Below are 19877 nucleotides of genomic sequence, written 5' to 3'. Positions count from 1 at the left end.
CTGGTCGAAGACGCTTACCGGCCGGATTTGAGCTCCGTCCAGAGCCGCGTCTGCAGGCGCTGGATCTCAGGCGGCAACGGCTTGAGCAGGAACAGCGTCTTCACGACGTCGGGCGGTGGATACACGGCCGGGTCGTTGGCGACGTCCTTGTCCACATACTTGCGCGCTTCGAGGTTCGCGCTCGGATAGTAGACGGCGTTCGTGATCGCCGCGTGCACCTGCGGCGTCTCGATGTAGTTGATCCACTCGAGCGCGGCTTCCTTGTTCTTCGCATCCTTCGGGATCGCCATCACGTCGAACCAGACTGGCGCGCCACCCTTCGGAATGTAATACTCGACCTTGTACGGCTTCTTCGCCTCGAGCGTGCGATGCTTGGCAATCACGACGTCGCCCGACCAGCCGTACGCGAAACAGATGTCGCCGCCGACGAGGTCGTTGATATAGCCCGACGAGTTGAACTGCGTGATGTACGGGCGGATTTTCTTCAGCATCTGGAGCGCGGCCCGGTAGTCGGCCGGGTTCGTGCTCATCGGGTCCTTGCCCATATAGTGCAGCGCGGCCGCGAACATCTGGTCCGGCGCGTCGAGCACCGACACGCCGCACGCCTTCAGCTTCGAAATGTTTTCGGGCTTGAACAGGATGTCCCAGTTGTCGAGCGGCACGTTCTTGCCGAGAATCTGCTGCACCTTCGTCACGTTGTAACCGAGGCCGGTCGTGCCGTAGGCCCAGGGCACCGTGTACTGATTGCCCGGGTCGGCGCCGGCGACGAGCGCCATCAGCGACGGGTCGAGATACTTGAGGTTCGGGATCTTCGATTTATCGAGCGGCGCGAAGATGCCGGCGGCGATCTGCTTGCCCGCGTAGTTGCTGGTCGGCACGACGATGTCGTAGCCCGAATTGCCGGTCAGGAGCTTGGCCTGCAGCGTGTCGTCGCTGTCGTAGTTGTCGTACTTGACCTTGACGCCGGTCTGCTTCTCGAAGTTCGGAATAGTGTCCTTGGCGATGTAGTCCGACCAGTTGTACACATTCAATTGCGTATCTTTTGCCGCGGCCGGCAACCAGGGCGCGGCACACAGCGCAACCGCCGCAACCAACCGGCCCAACACCAGTTTATTCATTCCGTTCTCCAGTCCTGGCCAGCCGACGCCGGCCGTCTACCCCGCTTATGCCGCGATGCCCGCCCATGCCCGTCCCGCCTGTGCATGGCGTGCCCGCGACGTCCCTGAAAACCCCGAAAGCTACCACTAATCGTTGTGCGTCACAAAAAAAATCCCCCGATGTCGCGCAAACGGTACAGCCTGCGGCAGGCGTGCGCCATTCGAGCGAAGCCCGCCGCGATCGGGAAAATGGGCGCAATTTTATCGGGTTATCGGCGCATGTCTACCTCGAATCGCACCGGATGCCGGATGCCGGATGCCCGTCACTATAGACTGTCATAAATTAAATGCGCTGCGCGCCGGCCGCGGCGATAGGCATGGCGCTTGCCTCGCTATCTGGCTCATGTCGAAGAGGGCCTTGATGAACACGAATCCGTTCGCGCTGCATCCGACGCGCCGCCGCCCGTCCGACGGCATGCCGCCGCGGCCCGCGCGCCGGCTGTCGTTCATCGGCGCGGGCGCGCTCGTCGCGGTCGGCTATATGGATCCCGGCAATTGGGCCACCGCGCTGTCCGGCGGCGCGAGCTACGGCTATCAGCTGCTCGGCGTCGTGCTGCTGTCGAGCCTGACCGCGATGCTGCTGCAGTGGGTCTCCGCGCGCGTGGGCGTCGTCACCGGACGCGATCTTGCACGGCTGTGCCGCGAGCGCTACAGCCGCCGCACCGCGTTCGCGCTGTGGATCGCAAGCGAAATCGCGATCATCGCGTGCGACGTCGCGGAAGTGGTCGGCAGTGCGGTCGCATTGCAGATGCTGCTCGGCGTCTCGCTGACCGTCGGCGTGCTGCTGTCGGCGGTCAGCACGTTCGCGATGCTCGCGCTGCAGCGGCACGGCCAGCGCACGCTCGAGGCGTTCGTCGTCGTGCTGATCCTGTTCGTCGGGATGTGCTTCGTGGTCGAACTCGCGCTCGCCCAGCCGGACTGGCACGCGGCGCTCGCGGGCACCGTGCCCGACCCGCGCATCATGCGCGACGCCGGCATGCTGTGGCTCGCGGCCGGCATACTCGGCGCAACCGTGATGCCGCACAACCTCTATCTGCATTCGGCGCTCGTCAAGGCGTCCGTGCCCGACGGCGACGACGCCGCGATCGCCCAGGTGCTCAAGCGCGCCAATGTCGGCACGTTCGGCGCGCTATCGGTGGCGTTTCTGATCAACGCAGCACTATTGATCGTCTCGGCCGCCGTCTTTCACGCACACGGCCATCGCAACGTGTCCGACCTCGCCGATGCGCAGGCGCTGATCGCGCCGCTCGTCGGGTCGCATTGGGCCGCGATTCTGTTCGCGGCGGCGCTGCTTGCATGCGGCATGAATGCGACGGTGACGGGCACGCTCGCCGGACAGGCCGTGATGGAAGGCTTCATGCGTCTCACGCTGCCGCGCTGGCAGCGCGCACTGCTCACGCGCGGGCTCGCGCTCGGCCCCGCGCTGGTCGCGGTCGTGCTGTTCGGCCCGCATGGGTCGAACCAGCTGCTTGTTGCAAGCCAGGTGGTGCTGAGCCTGCAGTTGCCGCTCGCGGTCGTGCCGCTCGTGCGATTCGCCTCGGACTCGCGGATCATGCGCGGCTGGCGTGTCAGGCGCGTGCCGCTCGTGTTGGCATGGCTGGCCGCCGCGGCCATCGTCGCGCTCAATGCCGCGCTCGTGTGGCAGGTCGTGGCCGGACGTTGAGCGTTCGGTTCGCTTGAACGCCCCTTCGGGTGACGCGCTGCTCGATGGTTAACCGCGCATTCGCGCCATCTGGCAGCCGATCGGTGGCGAGAATGGGCGCCTCGGCTTTTCGTTTACCATATCGGACCGCCCGCGCTTTTCACCTCGTTCCCGATGGCTTCGAATCTTCACGACCTTCCCGACAGCCCGTGTATCGGCGTCTGCTCCACGCTCTTCGACGAAGTGTGCAAAGGCTGCGGCCGCACGGCGACCGAGGTCGCGAACTGGGTCTTTATGACCGACGACGAGAAGCGCTCGGTATGGGAGCGGATCGAACGCGACGGCACCGCCATGCGCTTCAAGTACGACAAGATTTGAGCCGCGCCTCGCGCGGCGCCGATCCGCGCGGCGAGCGGTGTGCCCGTCAGAATTTCATCCCGACGCCGAGACCGACCACGAGCGGATCGATACGCAGCGTGCCGATCGATGCCCCGCCTAGCGTCGCATCGGTCCTCATCCAGATCTTCTTGATGTCCGCGTTGACGAACAGCGTCTTCGTGATCTGCACGTCGACGCCGGCCTGCAGCGCCGGGCCGAAACTGCTGTGGCTCACGGCAATCGACTGGCCGCCCGCCTTGAGGCCGTCGTTATAGAAATACGTGTAGTTGAGGCCCGCGCCGACGTATGGGCGAATCTTTCCCTGGTGGTTGAAGTGATACTGCAGCAGCAGCGTCGGCGGCAGCACGTTCACGCCGCCGAGCGCGCCCAGGTTCGACGTCACCTGATGGCGCGATGTCGCGAGGATCAGCTCGACGCCGATGTTGTCGCGAATCATGTACGTGAAGTCGAGCTCCGGCACGATCGCGTTGTTGACGTTCACGTTGAGCGTGGACAACGTACTGCTCGTGCCGACCTGCGGCATGATGCTGATACCGCGCAAACGGACCAGCACATCGCGCGCATGAATGCCGCCCTCGACGGGGCTTTGCACCGTGCTCGCGGCCGACGCTGCGCCGCTGGCTGTGTCGTCGGCGTGTGCCGCGGTGGTCGCGAACGCGCTTATCAGCGTGGCACCCGCCATTGCGAGCGCCATTCCGGTTCTGTTCTTCTTCATTGCCTTGCCCCGCTATCGTTTCGATTCGTTGGTGTTCGAAGCGATTGTCGGGCGCTGCGGCGTTTGCGCTATTGACCTTTGTCAAGTGTGACAAACACGCGCGCGCAGATGCGGCTGAACGCCGCATCGAACGCGTGTGCGGCGCGTTACGTCGTCTTGTTGACGGCGAATTGCATCGCCTTGTACTCGAGATATTCGTCGAGGCCATACGTGCCGTTCTCACGGCCATAGCCCGACTGCTTGTAGCCGCCGAACGGCGCGGCCGCATTCCACGCGCCGCCGTTGATATTGACCTGCCCCGTGCGCATCCGGCGCGCGATGCCGAGCGCGCGTTCGTCGCTGCCCGCCCATACGGCGCCGGCGAGACCATAGACCGAATCGTTCGCGATGCGGACGGCTTCGTCTTCGTCCTTGAATGTGAGAATCGTCAGCACGGGGCCGAAGATTTCCTCCTGCGCGATCGTCGCCTTCGGATGCACGCGGCCGAACACGGTCGGTTTCGCGAAGAAGCCTTGCTGTATGCCGTCCGGCATGCCGGGACCGCCGGTCACGAGGTCCGCGCCCTCTTCGATGCCGCGCGCGATGTACTGCTGCACGCGTTGTTGCTGCGCGGCCGATGCGAGCGGACCGAGGCGCGTTCTGTCGTGGCGCGGGTCGCCGGGTACGTAGCTTTCGGCCGCGCTTTTCGCGAGCGCGCGCACTTCGTCGTAGCGGCTTTCGGGCACGAGCATGCGCGTATGCGCGGAGCAGGTCTGCCCCGAGTTCAGAAAGCATGCGCCGACGGTCGCCTTCACGGCGGCCGGCAGGTCCGCGTCGTCGAGAATCACCGAGGCGGATTTGCCGCCCAGTTCGAGCGCGACGCGCTTGACGGTCGCCGCGGCAAGCTCGGACACGCGCTTGCCCGCGCGCGTCGAGCCCGTGAACGACACCATATCGACCGACGGATGCGACGCGAGCACTTCGCCGACCACCGGCCCATAGCCGCAGACAAGGTTGAAAACGCCGGCCGGCAAGCCCGCTTCATGAATCGCCTCGGCGAGCACGAACGCATTGAGCGGCGCGATCTCCGACGGCTTCAGCACGACCGTGCAGCCGGCCGCGAGCGCCGCCGCAACCTTCAGCGTGATCTGGTTCAGCGGATAGTTCCACGGCGTGATCGCCGCGACGACGCCGACCGGTTCGCGCACGACGAGCGAATGGCCGACCTTCTCTTCAAACGCGAATTCGCCCGCGAGCTTGGCGTACGCGTACCAGTTCTGTACGGCGCCGCCGACCTGAATCGCGCGCGACAGCTTGATCGGCATGCCGACTTCGCCGCAGATCAATTGCGCGAGTTCGTCGGTGCGGGCCTTGAGGTTGTCGGCGATTTTTTGCAGGTACGCGCCGCGCTGTTGCGGCAACGTCGCGGCCCAGGCGTCGAAGGCGGCGCGCGCCGCGGCAATCGCGGCTTCCGCGTCCGCTTCGATGCCTTCGGGAATGCGGCCCATCACCGCTTCAGTGCCGGAGTCGATCACGTCGATCGTGCCGGTGCCGCACGGGCTCAGCCATTTGCCGTCGATGTAGAACTGATCGTAGGTCTTCATGTCGGTGCGTTCCTTGTCTCGGATGCGGCGCGTGGAGTCAGAACATTTTACTCGCGCGGCGCATCGACTCCGCGCCCCGCATTCACGCGAGAGCGAGCAAAACAAAGGCCCGCTTTACGATAAGCGGGCCCATTGTGTACGGCCTGAGATGGAACGCGTGCTGCAAATCGCGCTGCAAATCGCGCTGCAAACGTGCTGCAAACGCTACGGGCGCCCAATCGTGCCCGTAGCGGTGCCGATGAACCGTTATTGCACGCCCTGCCCCGCGAGAAAATCCTCGTAGTTGCCGCCGAAGTCGTTCAACGTGCCGTCGGTTTTCACTTCGATGATGCGGTTCGCGAGCCCGCTCACGAATTCGCGGTCGTGCGACACGAAGATCAGCGTGCCGTCGTACTTGTCGAGCGCGATCTGCAGCGACTCGATCGACTCCATGTCCATATGGTTCGTCGGCTCGTCCATCAGCAGCACATTGTGGCGGCCAAGCATCAGCTTGCCCCAGATCATGCGACCCTTCTCGCCGCCCGACAGCACCTTGACCGACTTGCGGATATCGTCCGCGTTGAACAGCAGGCGGCCGAGCGTGCCGCGTACCGACTGTTCGTCGTCGCCTTCCTTGCGGTACTGGTCGATCCAGTCCATCAGCGTGACGTCGTTCGGAAATTCTTCGTAGGTATCTTGCGGCATATAGCCGATGTTCGCGTTTTCCGCCCACTTCACCGAGCCGTGTTCGAGCGGCAGACTGCCGAGCAGCGAACGCAGCAGCGTGGTCTTGCCGGCGCCGTTCTCGCCGATGATCGCAATGCGCTCGCCCGGCTGCACGCTGATGCTGAAATTGCTGAAGATCGTGCGGTCATACTTCTTCGTCATCTCCTCGCCGACCACGGCGATGTTGTGCAGTTTCTTCTCGTACTCGAAGCGGATAAACGGATTCTGCCGCGACGACGGCTTGAATTCCTCGATCTTGATCTTGTCGATCTGCTTGAGGCGGCTCGTCGCCTGGCGCGCCTTCGACTTGTTCGCCGAGAAGCGCCGCACGAAGTCCTGCAAGTCGGCAATGCGCTCCTTCGCCTTCGCGTTCGCGGCCTGCTGACGCTCGCGCGCCTGCGTGCTCGCGAGCATGTAGTCGTCGTAGTTGCCCGGGTAGACCTTCAGCGTGCCGTAGTCCATGTCCGCCATATGCGTGCAGACCTGGTTCAGGAAGTGACGATCGTGCGAGATGATGATCATCGTCGAGTTGTACTCGTTCAACACGTCTTCGAGCCAGCGAATCGAGTTGATATCGAGGTTGTTGGTCGGCTCGTCGAGCAGCAGCACGTCCGGCTTCGAGAACAGCGCCTGCGCGAGCAGCACGCGCAGTTTCCAGCCCGGCGCGACATTGCTCATCGTGCCGCTATGCAGATCGAGCGCGATGCCGATGCCGAGCAGCAATTCGCCCGCACGCGCCTCGGCCGTATAGCCGTCGTATTCGGCGAACTTCGCTTCGAGTTCGGCGGCGTGCATGTAGTCGTCGTCGGTCGCTTCGGGGTTCGCATAGATCGCGTCGCGCTCGGTCATCGCGGCCCACATTTCGGTGTGGCCCATCATCACGACGTCGAGCACGCGCACGTCTTCATAGGCGAACTGGTCCTGGCGCAGCTTGCCGAGACGGATGTTCGGTTCCAGCATGACGTTGCCCGACGTGGGCTCGAGGTCGCCGCCGAGAATTTTCATGAACGTCGACTTGCCGCAGCCGTTCGCCCCGATCAGCCCGTAGCGGTTCCCTTCCCCGAACTTGACCGAGATGTTTTCGAAGAGAGGCTTCGGCCCGAATTGCATCGTGATATTGGCAGTAGACAGCACGGCGCGTACCTTTGAGATAGTGATCCGACCTGGATCGCTGAAAAACCGAACATTTTAGCAGCATATCGCGTCCCTCGGGCCGCCCGACACCTGCTCCGGGAACCGCAAACGCGCGCGTTCGTGCGCGCGGTCAAGCCCATGCTGAGACACTTTCACGCCGTTTTCAACGGCGCTTGCCCGGTTGCAGCACGTCGACGAAAGCGGAGAAATCGGCATCGGCAAGACCCATCGCCGCCGCCAGCCGCAACACCTGCTGCACGGTGCCTGCGACCGGCATCGGCGTGCCCGTTTCGTAGGCGGTCGCGGCGATCGTATCGACGTCCTTCTGGAACGTGCGCATGGCGCCGATCGGTGCGTCGCCGCTCGCCGTCATGCGCGGCACGAAGGTTTGCAGCAGCACCGAGTCCGCCCAGCCGCCCGCGAGCGCTTCGGTCAGACGCGCGGCGTCGATGCCGCTGCGCTGCGCGAGGCTCACCGCTTCGGCGATCGCGGCGACCGTCGCCGTGACGATCGACTGATTGCAGAGCTTCGCGGTCTGGCCCGCGCCCGCGTCGCCCATATGCGTAACGCGCGCCGCGTAGGCGCGGATTGCCGGCGTCGCCGCTTCGACATCGGCCGCGGCGCCGCCCGCCATCACGGCAAGCGTGCCGGCGTTCGCGCCGGCCACACCGCCCGACACCGGCGCGTCGACCCAGCCGATGCCGGCCGCGGCGGCCCGTTGCGCGAAACTGCGCGTCGCCGACGGCGCGATGCTCGAATGGTCGACGATGCGGCGCACCGGCGCACCGCCGGCAGACTTTTGCGCGGCTGTCACGATGCCGTGCTGCGGATCGAACACGACCTGCTCGACGGCCGCCGCATCCGATACGCAGAGGAAAATCAGCTCGCTTCGATCGGCCAGCACGCCCGGCGTCGACGCGATCTGCGCGCCGTCCTTCGCGAGCGCTTGCGCCTTGTCGCGCGTGCGGTTCCAGACGTGAACCGTATGCCCCGCGCGCAGCAGATGGCGAATCATCGGGGCGCCCATCAAGCCCGGGCCGCAAAAACCCACTTCCATTATTTCGGTTCCTCTTCGATCGGATCATGTTGCGAACGTTACCCGGCGCCCATCATAGCGCCGCGCACCGGCGTACGTGACGGCGCGGCGCACATCGTGCCGCGCGTGGCGCATCGATGTGCGCCCGGGCACGTCGACTGCGTGCAAACCCGGAGCGTGCGCGTGAAGCGCGTTATCTATACTTTTTTCGACCCAACCCGGAGGATCATCATGAGCGAGCACGTCTACAAGACCATCGAAATCACCGGCTCTTCGCCGAAATCGAGCGACGACGCGATTCGCTGCGCAATCGACAAGGCCTCGAAAACTTTGCGCAATCTGTGCTGGTTTCAGGTGACCGAGACGCGCGGACATATCGACAACGGTCAGATCGCGCACTGGCAGGTCACGCTGAAGGTCGGTCTGCGGCTCGAAGACTGACGCATCGACGCTGCCCTCATCCCTGTGCATGGCTGAACGGCTGCGTCCGGCCCCCCGGGCGCAGTTTCGGCAAATTTTTGCCGGACGAATTCGCGGATTCGCGCGAATTGTTTGATCGTTTCACGCTCGCCGCCGCTCCCACCGCGTTTCCCAACTTCGCCCTTCCGCGCAAACACTCTTCTGATTGCGTTTAAAACGCGGCGCCGCCCGCCCGTCCAACGCTCTGAGCGCCACGCCTTTCGCGCTGCGGGAAAGCACTGCCTTGACGGTCTGCATCAATTATATTAAAAATCATATACCCCAGCACCACATCGATCAGCCTTGGCATATATTCCGGAGAAGTCATGAGTCAGCAACGCGAGGCGATCGACACGTACCTCCTGCGCGTATTGCATACGCTACTGATGGAACGCAGCGTCACGCGTGCGGCCGTCAAGCTCAACCAGTCGCAGCCGGCCATCAGCGCGGCATTGCGCCGTTTGCGCGACATCACGGGCGATCCGCTGCTGGTGCGCGGCAAGTCGGGCATGGTGCCGACCGAATACGGGCTGCGCCTGCTCGAACCGACGCAGAACGCGCTGCGCGAAATCGAGCGCATCAGGTTCCAGCAGCAAAGTTTCGACCCTGCAACGTCGATCCGCTGTTATCGGATCGGCTGTCCCGACTACCTGAACGTGCTGTTCGTGCCGACCGTGGTCGAGCGGTTCCGGCAGGCGGCGCCGAACGCGCAGCTCGAATTTCATTCGCTCGGCCCTGCCTTCGACTACGAGCTCGCGCTCGAAGACGGCAAGCTCGACACCGTCGTCGGCAACTGGCCCGAGCCGCCCGAACAGTTGCATCTGTCGAATCTGTTCGTCGATCAGATCGTGTGCCTGATGAGCAATTCGCATCCGTTCGCGAAGCGCGGTTCGATCACGCTCGACCAGTATCTGAACGCGCCGCACCTCGCGCCGACGCCGTATTCGGTCGGCCAGCGCGGCGCGATCGATGTGCATCTCGCGCGCGAACGGCTGAAGCGCCATGTCGTCGTCACGCTGCCTTACTTCAATCTCGCGCCGTATGTGCTGATCAAGTCCGATCTGATCTTCACGACGACGCGTCTGTTCGCCGACTACTACGCGAAGTTCCTGCCGTTGACGGTGATGCCCGCGCCGCTCGATTTCCCGCCGATGCAGTACTACCAGCTGTGGCACGAGCGCGTGCATTACTCCGACGAAGTGCGCTGGCTGCGCGGGCTCGTGGCCGAGGCGACGCGCACGCTCGTCGATAAATAACGCGGCGTCCGGCTTGGGGCGGCGGGCGCCGCGGGCTATCGCGCCGCGTCGTACAGTTGCTGCGCGAGGCGGTTATGCCGCTCGATCACCGGTCCGAGTTCGACGGTGGTCAGCACGCCGTCCTTCACGATCTGCCGGCCGCCTATCACGCTATGCGCGACCTGCGACGGCGCGCAGAACACGAGCGCCGCGACCGGGTCCGCCAGCGCGCCCGCAAACAGCGGCTGGCGCAGATCGAACGACACGAAGTCGGCCGCCATGCCCGGCGCAAGCGCGCCGATGTCGTCGCGGCCCAACACCGTCGCACCGCCCAGCGTCGCGATTTCGAGCGCCTCGCGTGCGGTCATCGCGTCGGGGCCGAAACCGACGCGCTGCAACAGCAGCGCCTGCCGCACTTCGGCCACCATCTGCGCGCCGTCGTTCGACGCCGAGCCATCGACGCCGAGCCCGACCGGCACGCCCGCGAGCCGCATCCGTTTGACCGGCGCGATGCCCGAGGCAAGCCGCATGTTCGAGCACGGGCAGTGCGCGACGCCGGTGCCCGTGCGCGCAAAGAGTTCGATGCCGGCGTCGTCGAGCTGCACACAATGCGCATGCCACACGTCGCGACCGACCCAGCCGAGCTCTTGCGCGTACTGGGCCGGCGTCATGCCGAACTTCTCGCGGCTGTAGGCGACGTCGTTGACGTTCTCGGCCAGATGCGTGTGCAGCGACACGCCGTAGTGACGCGCGAGCGTCGCCGATTCACGCATCAGGTCGCGGCTCACCGAAAACGGCGAACACGGCGCGACGGCGATACGCAGCATCGCGTAGCGGCCGGCGTCGTGATATGTCTCGATCACGCGCTGGGTGTCTGCGAGGATCTGCGCTTCGCCTTCGACGACTTCGTCGGGCGGCAAGCCGCCATCGCGCCTGCCGACGCTCATGCTGCCGCGGCTTGCATGAAAACGCATGCCGATGCGACGCGCGGCTTCGATGCTGTCGTCGAGCCGGCAGCCGTTCGGAAACACATACAGATGATCGCTCGACGTCGTGCAGCCCGACAGCAGCAGCTCCGCCATCGCGGTCAGCGTCGACACCTCGATCATCTCGGGCGTCAGATGCGCCCACACCTCGTAGAGGCTCGTCAGCCAGCCGAACAGCTCGGCATTCTGCGCGGCGGGCAAGGCGCGCGTGAGGCTCTGGTACATATGGTGATGCGTGTTGACGAGCCCCGGTATCACGAGGTGGCCGCGCAGGTCGAGCACGTCGTCGGCCGTCTGCGGCAGATCGGCCGTCGCGCCGACCGCGACGATCCGGCCGTCTTCGATATAGAGGCCGGCGTCGCGCAGCTCGCGCCGCGCGTCGTCCATCGTGACCAGTACGGCTGCGTGCTTGACCAGCATCGTCTTGCCGTGGGTGTTGCGCTGCGTCTCAGTCATTCGTTTCCTCCTTGATCGGCGCTACCTTCGGCGGTCAAAATCGTGTTGGCAATGCGCTGCGCAGCGATAGTGGGATTCGTGGCGGCGATATAGTGGGCGGATGCCGCCTGGAAGCGGCCTTGGAAGCGGCGCGCACGCGTGTGTGCCCCTTATGCGTCAGCCATTATCTTTCCTATCGCTCACGCGCGGACGTCGCCAATGTTTCTACAATGCTTGTCACGGCGCTCGCTTGAATCCGCCGACGGGTATGTAGCCACTGACGTGGAGCCTCGATCCGCCGCATGGGAACCGGATCGGGCCGCTGCCGGAACCTCGCATTGACATAAGGAAAATCGCGAATGGGCAAGCTCACTACCCACGTGCTCGACACCGCGAACGGCCGTCCCGGGGCCGGCATCAAGGTCGAACTCTTCGCGCTGGCGGGCGATACGCGCCGCGCGCTCAAAGCCACCACCACCAATCGCGACGGCCGCTGCAACGAGCCGCTGCTCGAAGGCAGCGCGTTCGTCGCAGGCGAATACGAGCTCGTGTTTCACGCGGGCGACTATTTCGCGGCGACCGGCGCGCCGTTGCCGCAGCCGCGCTTCGTCGACCGCGTCGTACTGCGCTTCGGCGTCTCGGATGCCGATGCGCATTACCATGTGCCGCTGCTCGTTTCGCCGTGGTCGTATAGCACGTACCGCGGCAGCTGAGTTGCGCCTGATTGGCAGTCGAGCGGCAATCTGCCTGTCGAAAACCGAAAACAACATCGCGCGCGCTGCTCGACGCATCCGATGCAGCCTATGCCGCGTAGCGCGATTCTCTCGCAGCAGCGCAGTGCTTCAACCGGGTCTTCGCTCGCACCCGTATGCTTCGAGCACCGCGCCCACGACGAACAGGAAGTGGAGGAGTTTCATGGAAGGCTTTATCACCGACTGGCTGAACCTCGCGATCCGCTGGTTCCATGTGATCGCGGCCATCGCGTGGATCGGCGAATCGTTCTATTTCGTCGCCCTCGACAACAGCCTGAAGCCGCCGCAGGACCCGAACCAGCGGCGCCGCGGTGTGTTCGGCGAACTGTGGCACGTACACGGCGGCGGCTTTTACAACATGCAGAAATACACGGTCGCGCCGCCCGAAATGCCCGACGACCTGCACTGGTCGAAGTGGCCGTCGTATACGACCTGGCTCTCCGGTTTCGGGCTCTTCACGGTGCTCTATCTGTTGGCGCCGAACACGTATCTGATCGACCGCAATGTGCTCGATATGGGGCCGGTGGTCGCAATTTTCTCGGCGCTCGGGTTTCTCGCGGGCGGCTGGATCATCTACGACTCGCTGTGCCGGCTGCTCGGCAAGAACGATCGCCTGCTCGGCATCTGCGTGGCGCTCGTCGTGCTCATCGGCGCGTGGCTTGCGTGCCATATCTTCGCGGGCCGCGCCGCGTATCTGATCATGGGCGCGACGCTCGCGACGATCATGTCGGCAAACGTGTTCTTCGTGATCATTCCGGGCCAGCGCAAGATGGTCGACGCGATGCTCAAGGGCGATACGCCGAACCCGATCTACGGCAAGCGCGGCAAGCAGCGCTCGGTGCACAACACGTATTTCACGCTGCCCGTGGTGTTCGCGATGCTGTCGAATCACTACGCGATGACCTACACGCATCCATACAACTGGGCCGTGCTCGCGGTCATCATGGCGGCCGGCGCGCTGATCCGGCAGTTCTTCGTGATGCGCCATCGTGGCCAGGTGCTCTGGTATCTGCCGCTTGGCGGCGTCGCGCTGATGGTGGCGGCGCTCGTCTGGACGATGCCCAAACCCGTCGTGCCGCAGGCCGAAGCGGCCAATGCGCCGAAGATCGTCGTGGCCGATATCGCACCGATCCTGCAGCAACGCTGTGCCGCGTGTCACTCCGCGCATCCGACGCTGATGGGCAGCGCGCCCGCCGGCGTGATGTTCGACACGCCGGCCGAGATCTCGCAGAACGCGCAACGGATCTATCAGCAGGCGGTCACGTTGAAGGCAATGCCGCTGGGCAATGTCACGCATATGACCGATGACGAGCGGCAGAAGCTGGCGGCGTGGTTTCAGGGAGGAGCATCGCAGTAGTTGCGGCGCGGGAACGCGAGCGTGGGCCGCGGCTTGCGCTTCGCGATTGCAGCATCGATTGCGAAATAGCGGTCTTGGGCGTGAGCTCAAGACCGCTATTTTTTTGTGCCTGGGTTCAGAAGAACAAGAACAGGCGGCCCGTATTCACGCGGCCGCGCGGCAACATCGCTAACTCACGACGCTTAACGCATCGTCGGTCAGCCACAACGATTCGGCCAGATCCTGCTCATTCAGATTGCACCCCTCGCCGCCGCGATCGACGACGATAAAGTCGCTCACTTCGCCCAGCGCGATCAGTGGATGGTGCCACACGCCCTTCGCGTAATTCACGCCCTGCCATCCGCTCGTGACGAATGCGCGAATGGCCTGCGGATCGAGCGCGCCGGCCGGCGCCACCACGATCAGATACGGCTTTTCGTCGAACGGAATAAACGCCTGGCTGCCAAGCGGATGCCGCTCGAGCATCTTTACTTCGAACGGCAGCGTGCGCGGCTGTCCGCGAAACAGATTGACGAGCGTACGGCCGCCGGCGTCGTTCACGTCCACCTTCGCGAGATCGTGATAGCGGATCGTCGTGCCGAGATTGATCGGAATCTCTCTCGCTCCTTCGAGTTCGATGACATCGCCGAACGGCGCGAAGACCTCGCGCGTCAGCGGTTCGATGGGCAGTGTTTTCATTGCATACCTATCCTGAATCGCATCCAGCATCGTATCCATCATTGCGTCGACCTGCTCGCGCATCACGCGAGCGTGCCCCACAGGCGCAGACGCGATACGCCGCCGTCCGGAATGATGTTGAAGCGCACATGCGTAATGGGGCCGAGCGCTTCCAGCTCGCTTTCGAAAAAGTGCTGCTTGTCCATCTGCAGCTTCTGCTCGCCGAGCAGCACGGGCCAGAACATCGCCTGCGTGACGAGCGAACTGTCGGTGCCGCCAGTCACGTACGCGGCCTGAATCGAACAGCGGTCGGGATAGTTGCCCTTGAAGTGCGCCGTATCCACTTCGACCTTGCGAATCACGCCCGGCTGTGCGAGCGCGACGATCGCCCAGTCGTTGCCGGGCTCGCGGCGGCGCCGCGTTTCCCAGCCGTCGCCCATATTGACGCCGCGGCCCGGCATCAGAATCGTCGACGCGGCGCCGAAGTGCTGGTTGTTCGCACCGACCAGATACGCGCCGTTTTCCATCGCGGCCAGATCGAACAGCTCGGACCGGCTCGCGCCCGCCCAGTCGACTTGCGGCTGTCCATAGATACGCAGGCGCGCGATGCCGCCGTCCGGATAGATGTTCACGCGCACGTGCGTGTACGCGTTCGTGTCGGTTACATCGAGATAGTGATGCGAGTTGCCTTGCAGCGTCGTCGACGGAACGATTGGCGTCCATTGCGTCGCCTCGTTCGGCGTGCCGTCGACCACGCGCGCCGCTTCCACCGATGCCGCAGGCGGGAAATTACCGGTGAAATGGCTCGTATCGAGGTCGAGCCCCTTGATCGCGCCGGGCCGCGCCAGCTTCACGATGCACCAGTCGTAGCCGGCCGTGCGCTTGCGCCGCGTTTCCCAGCCGTCCATCCATTTGCCGTGTTCGTCGTATTTGCCGGGAATGAACACGGCGGGCTCCGGATTCAGCATCCGGTCCTTCGGCGCGAAAAATTCGTCGCTTGCTTCGAGCGCCTGCGCACCGAGCCGCGGGTCCGCCAGATTCACATAGCGGCGCGTGAAGTCCGGTGCGTTGGGATCGAGAATCGGGAGTGCCATCGTCGTCTTCCTTTGATATCTGATGATGCGTACGGCCTGTACGCGTGCTTCGTGGGTGCGTGTTTGTGTGTGTGTTCGGGTGCGCGGACGGGTGGATGTCTTCAAACGCCGAGCAGGTCGTCGAGTCTGAAACGCGCAATCCGGTAGATCTGGTCGAGGCTCGCGCGCAGCTCATCCGCGCGACTGTTGTTCACGCGCGCTTCGAAGTTCGCGATGATGCCGTGCCGGTCGTAGCCGCGCACGGCGAGAATGAACGGGAATCCGAACTTTTCGCGGTACGCCGCGTTCAGCTGCAGCAAGTGGTCGAACTCTTCCTGCGTGCATTGGTCGAGACCCGCGCCGCTTTGCTCGCGCGTCGATTCGGCGGTCAGTTCGCCCCGCACCGCCGCCTTGCCCGCCAGTTCAGGGTGCGCATTGATCAGTGCGAGTTGCCGCGCCTCGCCGGCTGTGTCGACGATGCGCGACATCTCGCGATGCAGTTCGTCGATGCTCGCGAACGGGCGCATGCCGGCGGCGGCTTGCGCCACCCACGGCGAATGTTCGAAGATGCCCGACAGCGCGGCAACGAATGCATCGTCCGAAACGCGGTTCAGTTGATCGAGCGTGTAATGCATCGCTTTCATGCGGTCGCCCCGCGCTCCGGTTGCCGATACGGATGATGTTCGCGCCAGTGACGCGCGATGTCGATACGACGCGTGACCCACACACGGTCGTGCTGTTCGATATGGTCGAGAAAGCGCTGCAGCGCGCGAAACCGGCCCGGTCGTCCGAGCAGCCGGCAATGCATGCCGATCGACATCATCTTCGGCGCTTCGTCGCCTTCTTCGTAAAGCACGTCGAAGGCGTCGCGCAGATACGTGAAGAAATGGTCGGCGGTGTTGTATCCCTGCGGCGTCGCAAACCGCATGTCGTTCGTGTCGAGCGTATACGGGACGATCAGTTGCGGCACCTTGGCGCCGCCGGTTACGTCGACGTCCATCCAGAACGGCAGATCGTCGCCGTAGTAATCGGAGTCGTATAGAAAGCCGCCATATTCGGCGACGAGCCGATGCGTGTTCGGACTGTCCCGGCCCGTGTACCAGCCGAGCGGCCGCTCGCCGGTCACGCGCTCGATCGCCGCCATGCCAAGACGCATATGTTCGGCTTCGCGCTCGGGCGTGAAGTCCTGATAGTGAATCCAGCGATACCCGTGGCACGCGATTTCATGCCCGAGCTCGACGAATGCGCGCGCCGCTTCCGGATTGCGCTCGATCGCCATGCCGACGCCGAATATGGTCAGCGGCAGGCCGCGCTTTTCGAACTCTCGCAGAATGCGCCACACGCCCGCGCGCGAACCGTATTCGTAGATCGACTCCATGCTCATATGGCGCGCCGGAAACGACGCGGCGCCGACGATTTCCGACAGGAACTGCTCCGATCCGGCATCGCCGTGCAGGACGCAGTTCTCGCCGCCCTCTTCGTAATTGAGCACAAATTGCACGGCGACGCGGGCGCGCCCGGGCCAGTTCGCCTGCACCGGATGACGGCCGTAGCCGATCAGGTCGCGTGGATAGTTCGGATCGAGTGACATGATTTGACGGAAAGCAGCAGTTGGTGATGAGCACGCGGTGCGGCGCGATGCAGGCCGATGTCATGGACTCACATGCGCGCAGATACGCTGCATATGCTCGCATGCGGCGCGGCACGTCGAGCCAGTGTAGCGAAAACGCCGCGGTGCGCGCATACACGCGGACCCATAGTGCGGGTCAGACTCAGTGTATGTGCGGCGCGGCATCGTCGTGTGCGGGGATCGCTTTGTCGCCTGTCGTCGTGCCCGTCGTCGTGCCCGTCGTCGTGCCCGTCGTTGTGCCCGTCGTTGTGCCCGTCGTTGTGCTCGTGGACGCTCCCGGCGCAGACGCCGAAGCCCCCGCGTTTACCCGCGTTCCGGCATCGCGCAAATCGCCTTCAGTCGGGCTGAAGCGCGCGAGCGCGCCATCGTAGCGCTTCGCGAGCGGCCGCGCATAATCGCCGCGTTTGGCCGTCGAAAGCCGCAGCGCAACCAGCGCTTCGACCCATTTGACGGCGGCCGTCACGCCCTCGACGACCGGCGCGCCAACCGCATCCTCGATCTGCGCGCACAAGTCGACCATGCCCGCGCAGCCGAGCACGATCGCGTCCGAGCCGTCTTCGTCGAGTGCGCGCCGGCATTCGTCGACGATGAGCCGGCGCGCAGCCGAGCCCGGTTGATCGAGATCGAGCACGGCGACGTCGGTCGCGCGCACGTTGCGGCAAAAGCGCTTCATGCCATAGCGCTCGGCGAGATGCCACGCCATGCCGCAGGTGCGCGACAGCGTCGTCACGACCGAAAAGCCTGGCGCGAGCACGCTTGCCGCATGCATCGCCGCTTCGGCAATGCCGATCACCGGGCCGCGCGCGACTTCGCGCGCCGCATACAGCCCCGGGTCGCCGAAGCAGGCGATCACGTAGCCGTCGAACCCTTCGCGCTCGCCCGCCGCGACTTCGGCAAGCAGGCCCGGCGTCGCAAATGCCTCGTCGTAGTAGCCCTCGATCGAAGGCGGACCCATGGTCGGGCTGACCGCCACCACCTCGGTGCCCGGCGCGACGATGTTGCGTGCGCAACGACCCATTGCGTCGGTCATCCGCTGGGTCGTGTTCGGGTTGATCAGTTTGATACGCATGTCGACTCCTGTTGCTGCTCGTGCAGGCGCTTTGCACGGCAGCGTTTCCGGTTACGCGCGCGGTTAGGTGCGCGCGCTCATGTGTGCGCAATCATGCGGTAGAACACCGCGCCCAGTGCTGCGCCCACGAACCACGAAAAATTCGCCAGTCCGCTCAACGCCGGCACCATCACGCAGAGCACCGCGATCAGCGCCGCCGGCAGCAACGCCGCGACCGCACGATAGTTGACGCCGTTGCGATACCAGTACGCGCCCTGTTCCGACACCGTGTACAGATCGTCGAGCACGATCTTCTGACGCTTCACGAGGTAGTAGTCGACGATCAGCACGCCATACAGCGGTCCGATAAAGCTGCCGAGCACATCGAGCGTGTAGTGGATCACCGCGGGGTTGTTGAAGAGATTCCACGGCGTGATGAAGATTGAGGCAACCGCTGCCAGCATGCCGCCCGCGCGCCAGCTGATGAGACGCGGCGCGACATTCGAGAAGTCGAATGCGGGCGACACGAAGTTCGCGACGATATTGATGCCGATCGTGGCGATCGTAAACGTCAGCGCACCGAGAATGACCGCGGTCGGATAGTCGATGCGGCCCACCGTTTCGACGGGATCGGTAATCAGTTCACCGAACACCGGCAGCGTCGCGGCGGTCGTGATCACGGTCACGAGCGAGAATGCGAGGAAATTGACTGGCAAGCCCCAGAAATTGCCGCGCTTCACGCTGCGAAAGGTCTTGCCGTAGCGCGAGAAGTCGCCGAAGTTCAGCATGGGCCCCGAGAAATACGACACGACGAGCGAGATCGCCGTGATCATGACCGGCAGCACTTCCATGCCGTGGTACTTCACGCCGCCGAGGTTGATGCCGATGTTCTGCCAGCCCGCGCGCCACACCATATAACCGGCGAGGATAAACATCACGACATAGACCGCTGGGCCCGCGAAGTCGATGAACTTCTTGATCGTCTCCATGCCGTTCCAGAACACGAGCGCCTGCAGCACCCACAGCAGCATGAAGCCGGCCCAACCGACCGCCGAGAGCCCCATGAAGCCGTGATGATGAACGTCCGCATACGGCGTGAGCTGCGGGAAGAACTTCAGCACGACGATCACGAGCGCACTCGACGCGAGAAACGTCTGAATGCCATACCACGCCACGGCGATCAAACCGCGAATCACGGCGGGCACATTCGCGCCGAGCACGCCGAACGTCGCGCGGCACGCGACCGGATACGGCACGCCATTCTGCTGGCTAGGCTTCGCAATCAGGTTGCACAGCACATTGACAAGCGTAATGCCGACGAGCAGCGCGATCAGCACCTGCCAGCTCGTCAATCCGAGCGCGAAGAGACTCCCCGCGAACACGTAACCGCCGACGCTATGCACGTCGGACATCCAGAACGCGAAGATGTTGTACGCGCCCCAGGTTTGCTTGTGCAACGGCGCGAGATCTTCGTTGTACAGACGTTCGCTATAGCCGGCCGGCAGCATCGGATCGGCCGCTGGCGTGCCGGCGCTGCTGCTGTCTTCGTATGCGGGAATGCCCGGGTTGCCCGGGGATGCGCTGAACTGAGCCATGAACTCCTCCAAGGAATGGGGACCATCGGTCAAAAACCCGGGTCAAAAGCCTGGGGCAAAAAACCGATTGGCCTCTGCATCGTGCATGCCAGTCATGCGGCCGTCGGCGAATGTGTGACGTACCCATGTATTGCGCATGCGCTTTGCCGCGGTGTCTCCGTACTTACCTACTTGTTTTAGCGTCTCGGGCAGAATCCGCGGACTTCTGCCGCAACCTTCCCGCGTGATGCATGCCGCCCTGCGCAGACATGCACGTCGCGATCTTCGAGTTCGAATTCA

18 protein-coding genes are annotated in these 19877 nt (G+C 64.1%); 6 read left to right on the top strand and 12 right to left on the bottom strand.

Features of this window, described 5'->3' with window-relative positions; translation table 11 throughout:
* Positions 1–14: 14 nt before the first annotated feature.
* Positions 15–1118 carry a polyamine ABC transporter substrate-binding protein gene (locus BTO02_RS10475; RefSeq protein ID WP_075156980.1) on the bottom strand — a complete coding sequence of 368 codons (1104 nt, stop codon included), beginning with the start codon at positions 1116–1118 and terminating at the stop codon, positions 15–17.
* A 400-nt stretch (positions 1119–1518) separates the two neighbouring features.
* On the opposite strand from BTO02_RS10475, the gene BTO02_RS10470 reads away from it, so the two are divergent.
* Together BTO02_RS10470 and BTO02_RS10465 are read left to right on the top strand one after the other, a co-directional pair.
* Positions 1519–2820, top strand: coding sequence for an Nramp family divalent metal transporter (locus BTO02_RS10470; RefSeq protein ID WP_075156979.1), 1302 nt, complete (start codon positions 1519–1521; stop codon positions 2818–2820).
* A 153-nt stretch (positions 2821–2973) separates the two neighbouring features.
* Complete coding sequence (locus BTO02_RS10465; RefSeq protein ID WP_075156978.1) at positions 2974–3177, top strand: DUF1289 domain-containing protein; 204 nt, start codon at positions 2974–2976, stop codon at positions 3175–3177.
* Positions 3178–3223: 46 nt separating this feature from the next.
* Here BTO02_RS10465 and BTO02_RS10460 read toward each other — a convergent pair whose 3' ends face one another.
* The 4 genes from BTO02_RS10460 to BTO02_RS10445 all read right to left on the bottom strand — a co-directional run bounded on the left by BTO02_RS10460 (position 3224) and on the right by BTO02_RS10445 (position 8392).
* Positions 3224–3913 (bottom strand): OmpW/AlkL family protein, encoded by a 690-nt coding sequence (locus BTO02_RS10460; RefSeq protein ID WP_083615064.1) that lies wholly within the window; start codon positions 3911–3913, stop codon positions 3224–3226.
* Positions 3914–4059: 146 nt separating this feature from the next.
* On the bottom strand, positions 4060–5496 hold the full coding sequence (locus tag BTO02_RS10455) for an aldehyde dehydrogenase family protein (protein WP_075156977.1): 1437 nt from the start codon (positions 5494–5496) through the stop codon (positions 4060–4062).
* Between the two features lie 246 nt (positions 5497–5742).
* Entirely contained in the window at positions 5743–7335 is a 1593-nt protein-coding gene (locus tag BTO02_RS10450) for an ABC-F family ATPase (RefSeq protein WP_075156976.1), read from the bottom strand.
* A 163-nt stretch (positions 7336–7498) separates the two neighbouring features.
* Complete coding sequence (locus BTO02_RS10445) at positions 7499–8392, bottom strand: NAD(P)-dependent oxidoreductase (protein ID WP_075156975.1); 894 nt, start codon at positions 8390–8392, stop codon at positions 7499–7501.
* A gap of 210 nt (positions 8393–8602) precedes the next feature.
* Between BTO02_RS10445 and BTO02_RS10440 the strand changes: the two genes are divergently transcribed.
* Both BTO02_RS10440 and BTO02_RS10435 read left to right on the top strand, forming a co-directional pair.
* Complete coding sequence (locus BTO02_RS10440) at positions 8603–8812, top strand: dodecin (protein WP_075156974.1); 210 nt, start codon at positions 8603–8605, stop codon at positions 8810–8812.
* A gap of 344 nt (positions 8813–9156) precedes the next feature.
* Positions 9157–10086, top strand: coding sequence for a LysR substrate-binding domain-containing protein (locus BTO02_RS10435; RefSeq protein ID WP_075156973.1), 930 nt, complete (start codon positions 9157–9159; stop codon positions 10084–10086).
* A gap of 35 nt (positions 10087–10121) precedes the next feature.
* Here BTO02_RS10435 and BTO02_RS10430 read toward each other — a convergent pair whose 3' ends face one another.
* Positions 10122–11507 carry an 8-oxoguanine deaminase gene (locus BTO02_RS10430; RefSeq protein WP_075156972.1) on the bottom strand — a complete coding sequence of 462 codons (1386 nt, stop codon included), beginning with the start codon at positions 11505–11507 and terminating at the stop codon, positions 10122–10124.
* A gap of 338 nt (positions 11508–11845) precedes the next feature.
* Here BTO02_RS10430 and uraH point away from each other — a divergent pair, with 338 nt between their 5' ends.
* Entirely contained in the window at positions 11846–12199 is a 354-nt protein-coding gene (gene uraH / locus BTO02_RS10425) for a hydroxyisourate hydrolase (RefSeq protein WP_075156971.1), read from the top strand.
* A gap of 202 nt (positions 12200–12401) precedes the next feature.
* The gene (locus BTO02_RS10420; RefSeq protein ID WP_075156970.1) at positions 12402–13595 is read left to right on the top strand and encodes a urate hydroxylase PuuD; all 1194 of its coding nucleotides are present in this window, start codon (positions 12402–12404) and stop codon (positions 13593–13595) included.
* A gap of 168 nt (positions 13596–13763) precedes the next feature.
* Here BTO02_RS10420 and BTO02_RS10415 read toward each other — a convergent pair whose 3' ends face one another.
* The 6 genes from BTO02_RS10415 to BTO02_RS10390 form a co-directional block, all read right to left on the bottom strand.
* A complete protein-coding gene (locus BTO02_RS10415) occupies positions 13764–14273 on the bottom strand; it encodes an ureidoglycolate lyase (RefSeq protein WP_075158759.1) in 510 nt (169 codons plus the stop codon).
* A 62-nt stretch (positions 14274–14335) separates the two neighbouring features.
* Positions 14336–15346 carry an allantoicase gene (gene alc, locus BTO02_RS10410; RefSeq protein WP_075156969.1) on the bottom strand — a complete coding sequence of 337 codons (1011 nt, stop codon included), beginning with the start codon at positions 15344–15346 and terminating at the stop codon, positions 14336–14338.
* A gap of 101 nt (positions 15347–15447) precedes the next feature.
* Entirely contained in the window at positions 15448–15969 is a 522-nt protein-coding gene (uraD, locus tag BTO02_RS10405) for a 2-oxo-4-hydroxy-4-carboxy-5-ureidoimidazoline decarboxylase (RefSeq protein ID WP_075156968.1), read from the bottom strand.
* Entirely contained in the window at positions 15966–16916 is a 951-nt protein-coding gene (puuE, locus tag BTO02_RS10400; RefSeq protein WP_075156967.1) for an allantoinase PuuE, read from the bottom strand. The genes uraD and puuE overlap by 4 nt, the downstream gene beginning before the upstream one ends.
* Positions 16917–17097: 181 nt before the next feature.
* A complete protein-coding gene (locus BTO02_RS10395) occupies positions 17098–18024 on the bottom strand; it encodes an aspartate/glutamate racemase family protein (RefSeq protein WP_083615063.1) in 927 nt (308 codons plus the stop codon).
* 77 nt (positions 18025–18101) lie between these two features.
* Positions 18102–19598 carry an NCS1 family nucleobase:cation symporter-1 gene (locus BTO02_RS10390; RefSeq protein ID WP_075156966.1) on the bottom strand — a complete coding sequence of 499 codons (1497 nt, stop codon included), beginning with the start codon at positions 19596–19598 and terminating at the stop codon, positions 18102–18104.
* Positions 19599–19877 lie beyond the last annotated feature (279 nt).

The sequence above is a fragment of the Paraburkholderia sp. SOS3 genome (assembly GCF_001922345.1).
Classification (GTDB): Bacteria; Pseudomonadota; Gammaproteobacteria; order Burkholderiales; family Burkholderiaceae; genus Paraburkholderia.
This window is presented reverse-complemented; position numbering and strand designations above follow the sequence as displayed.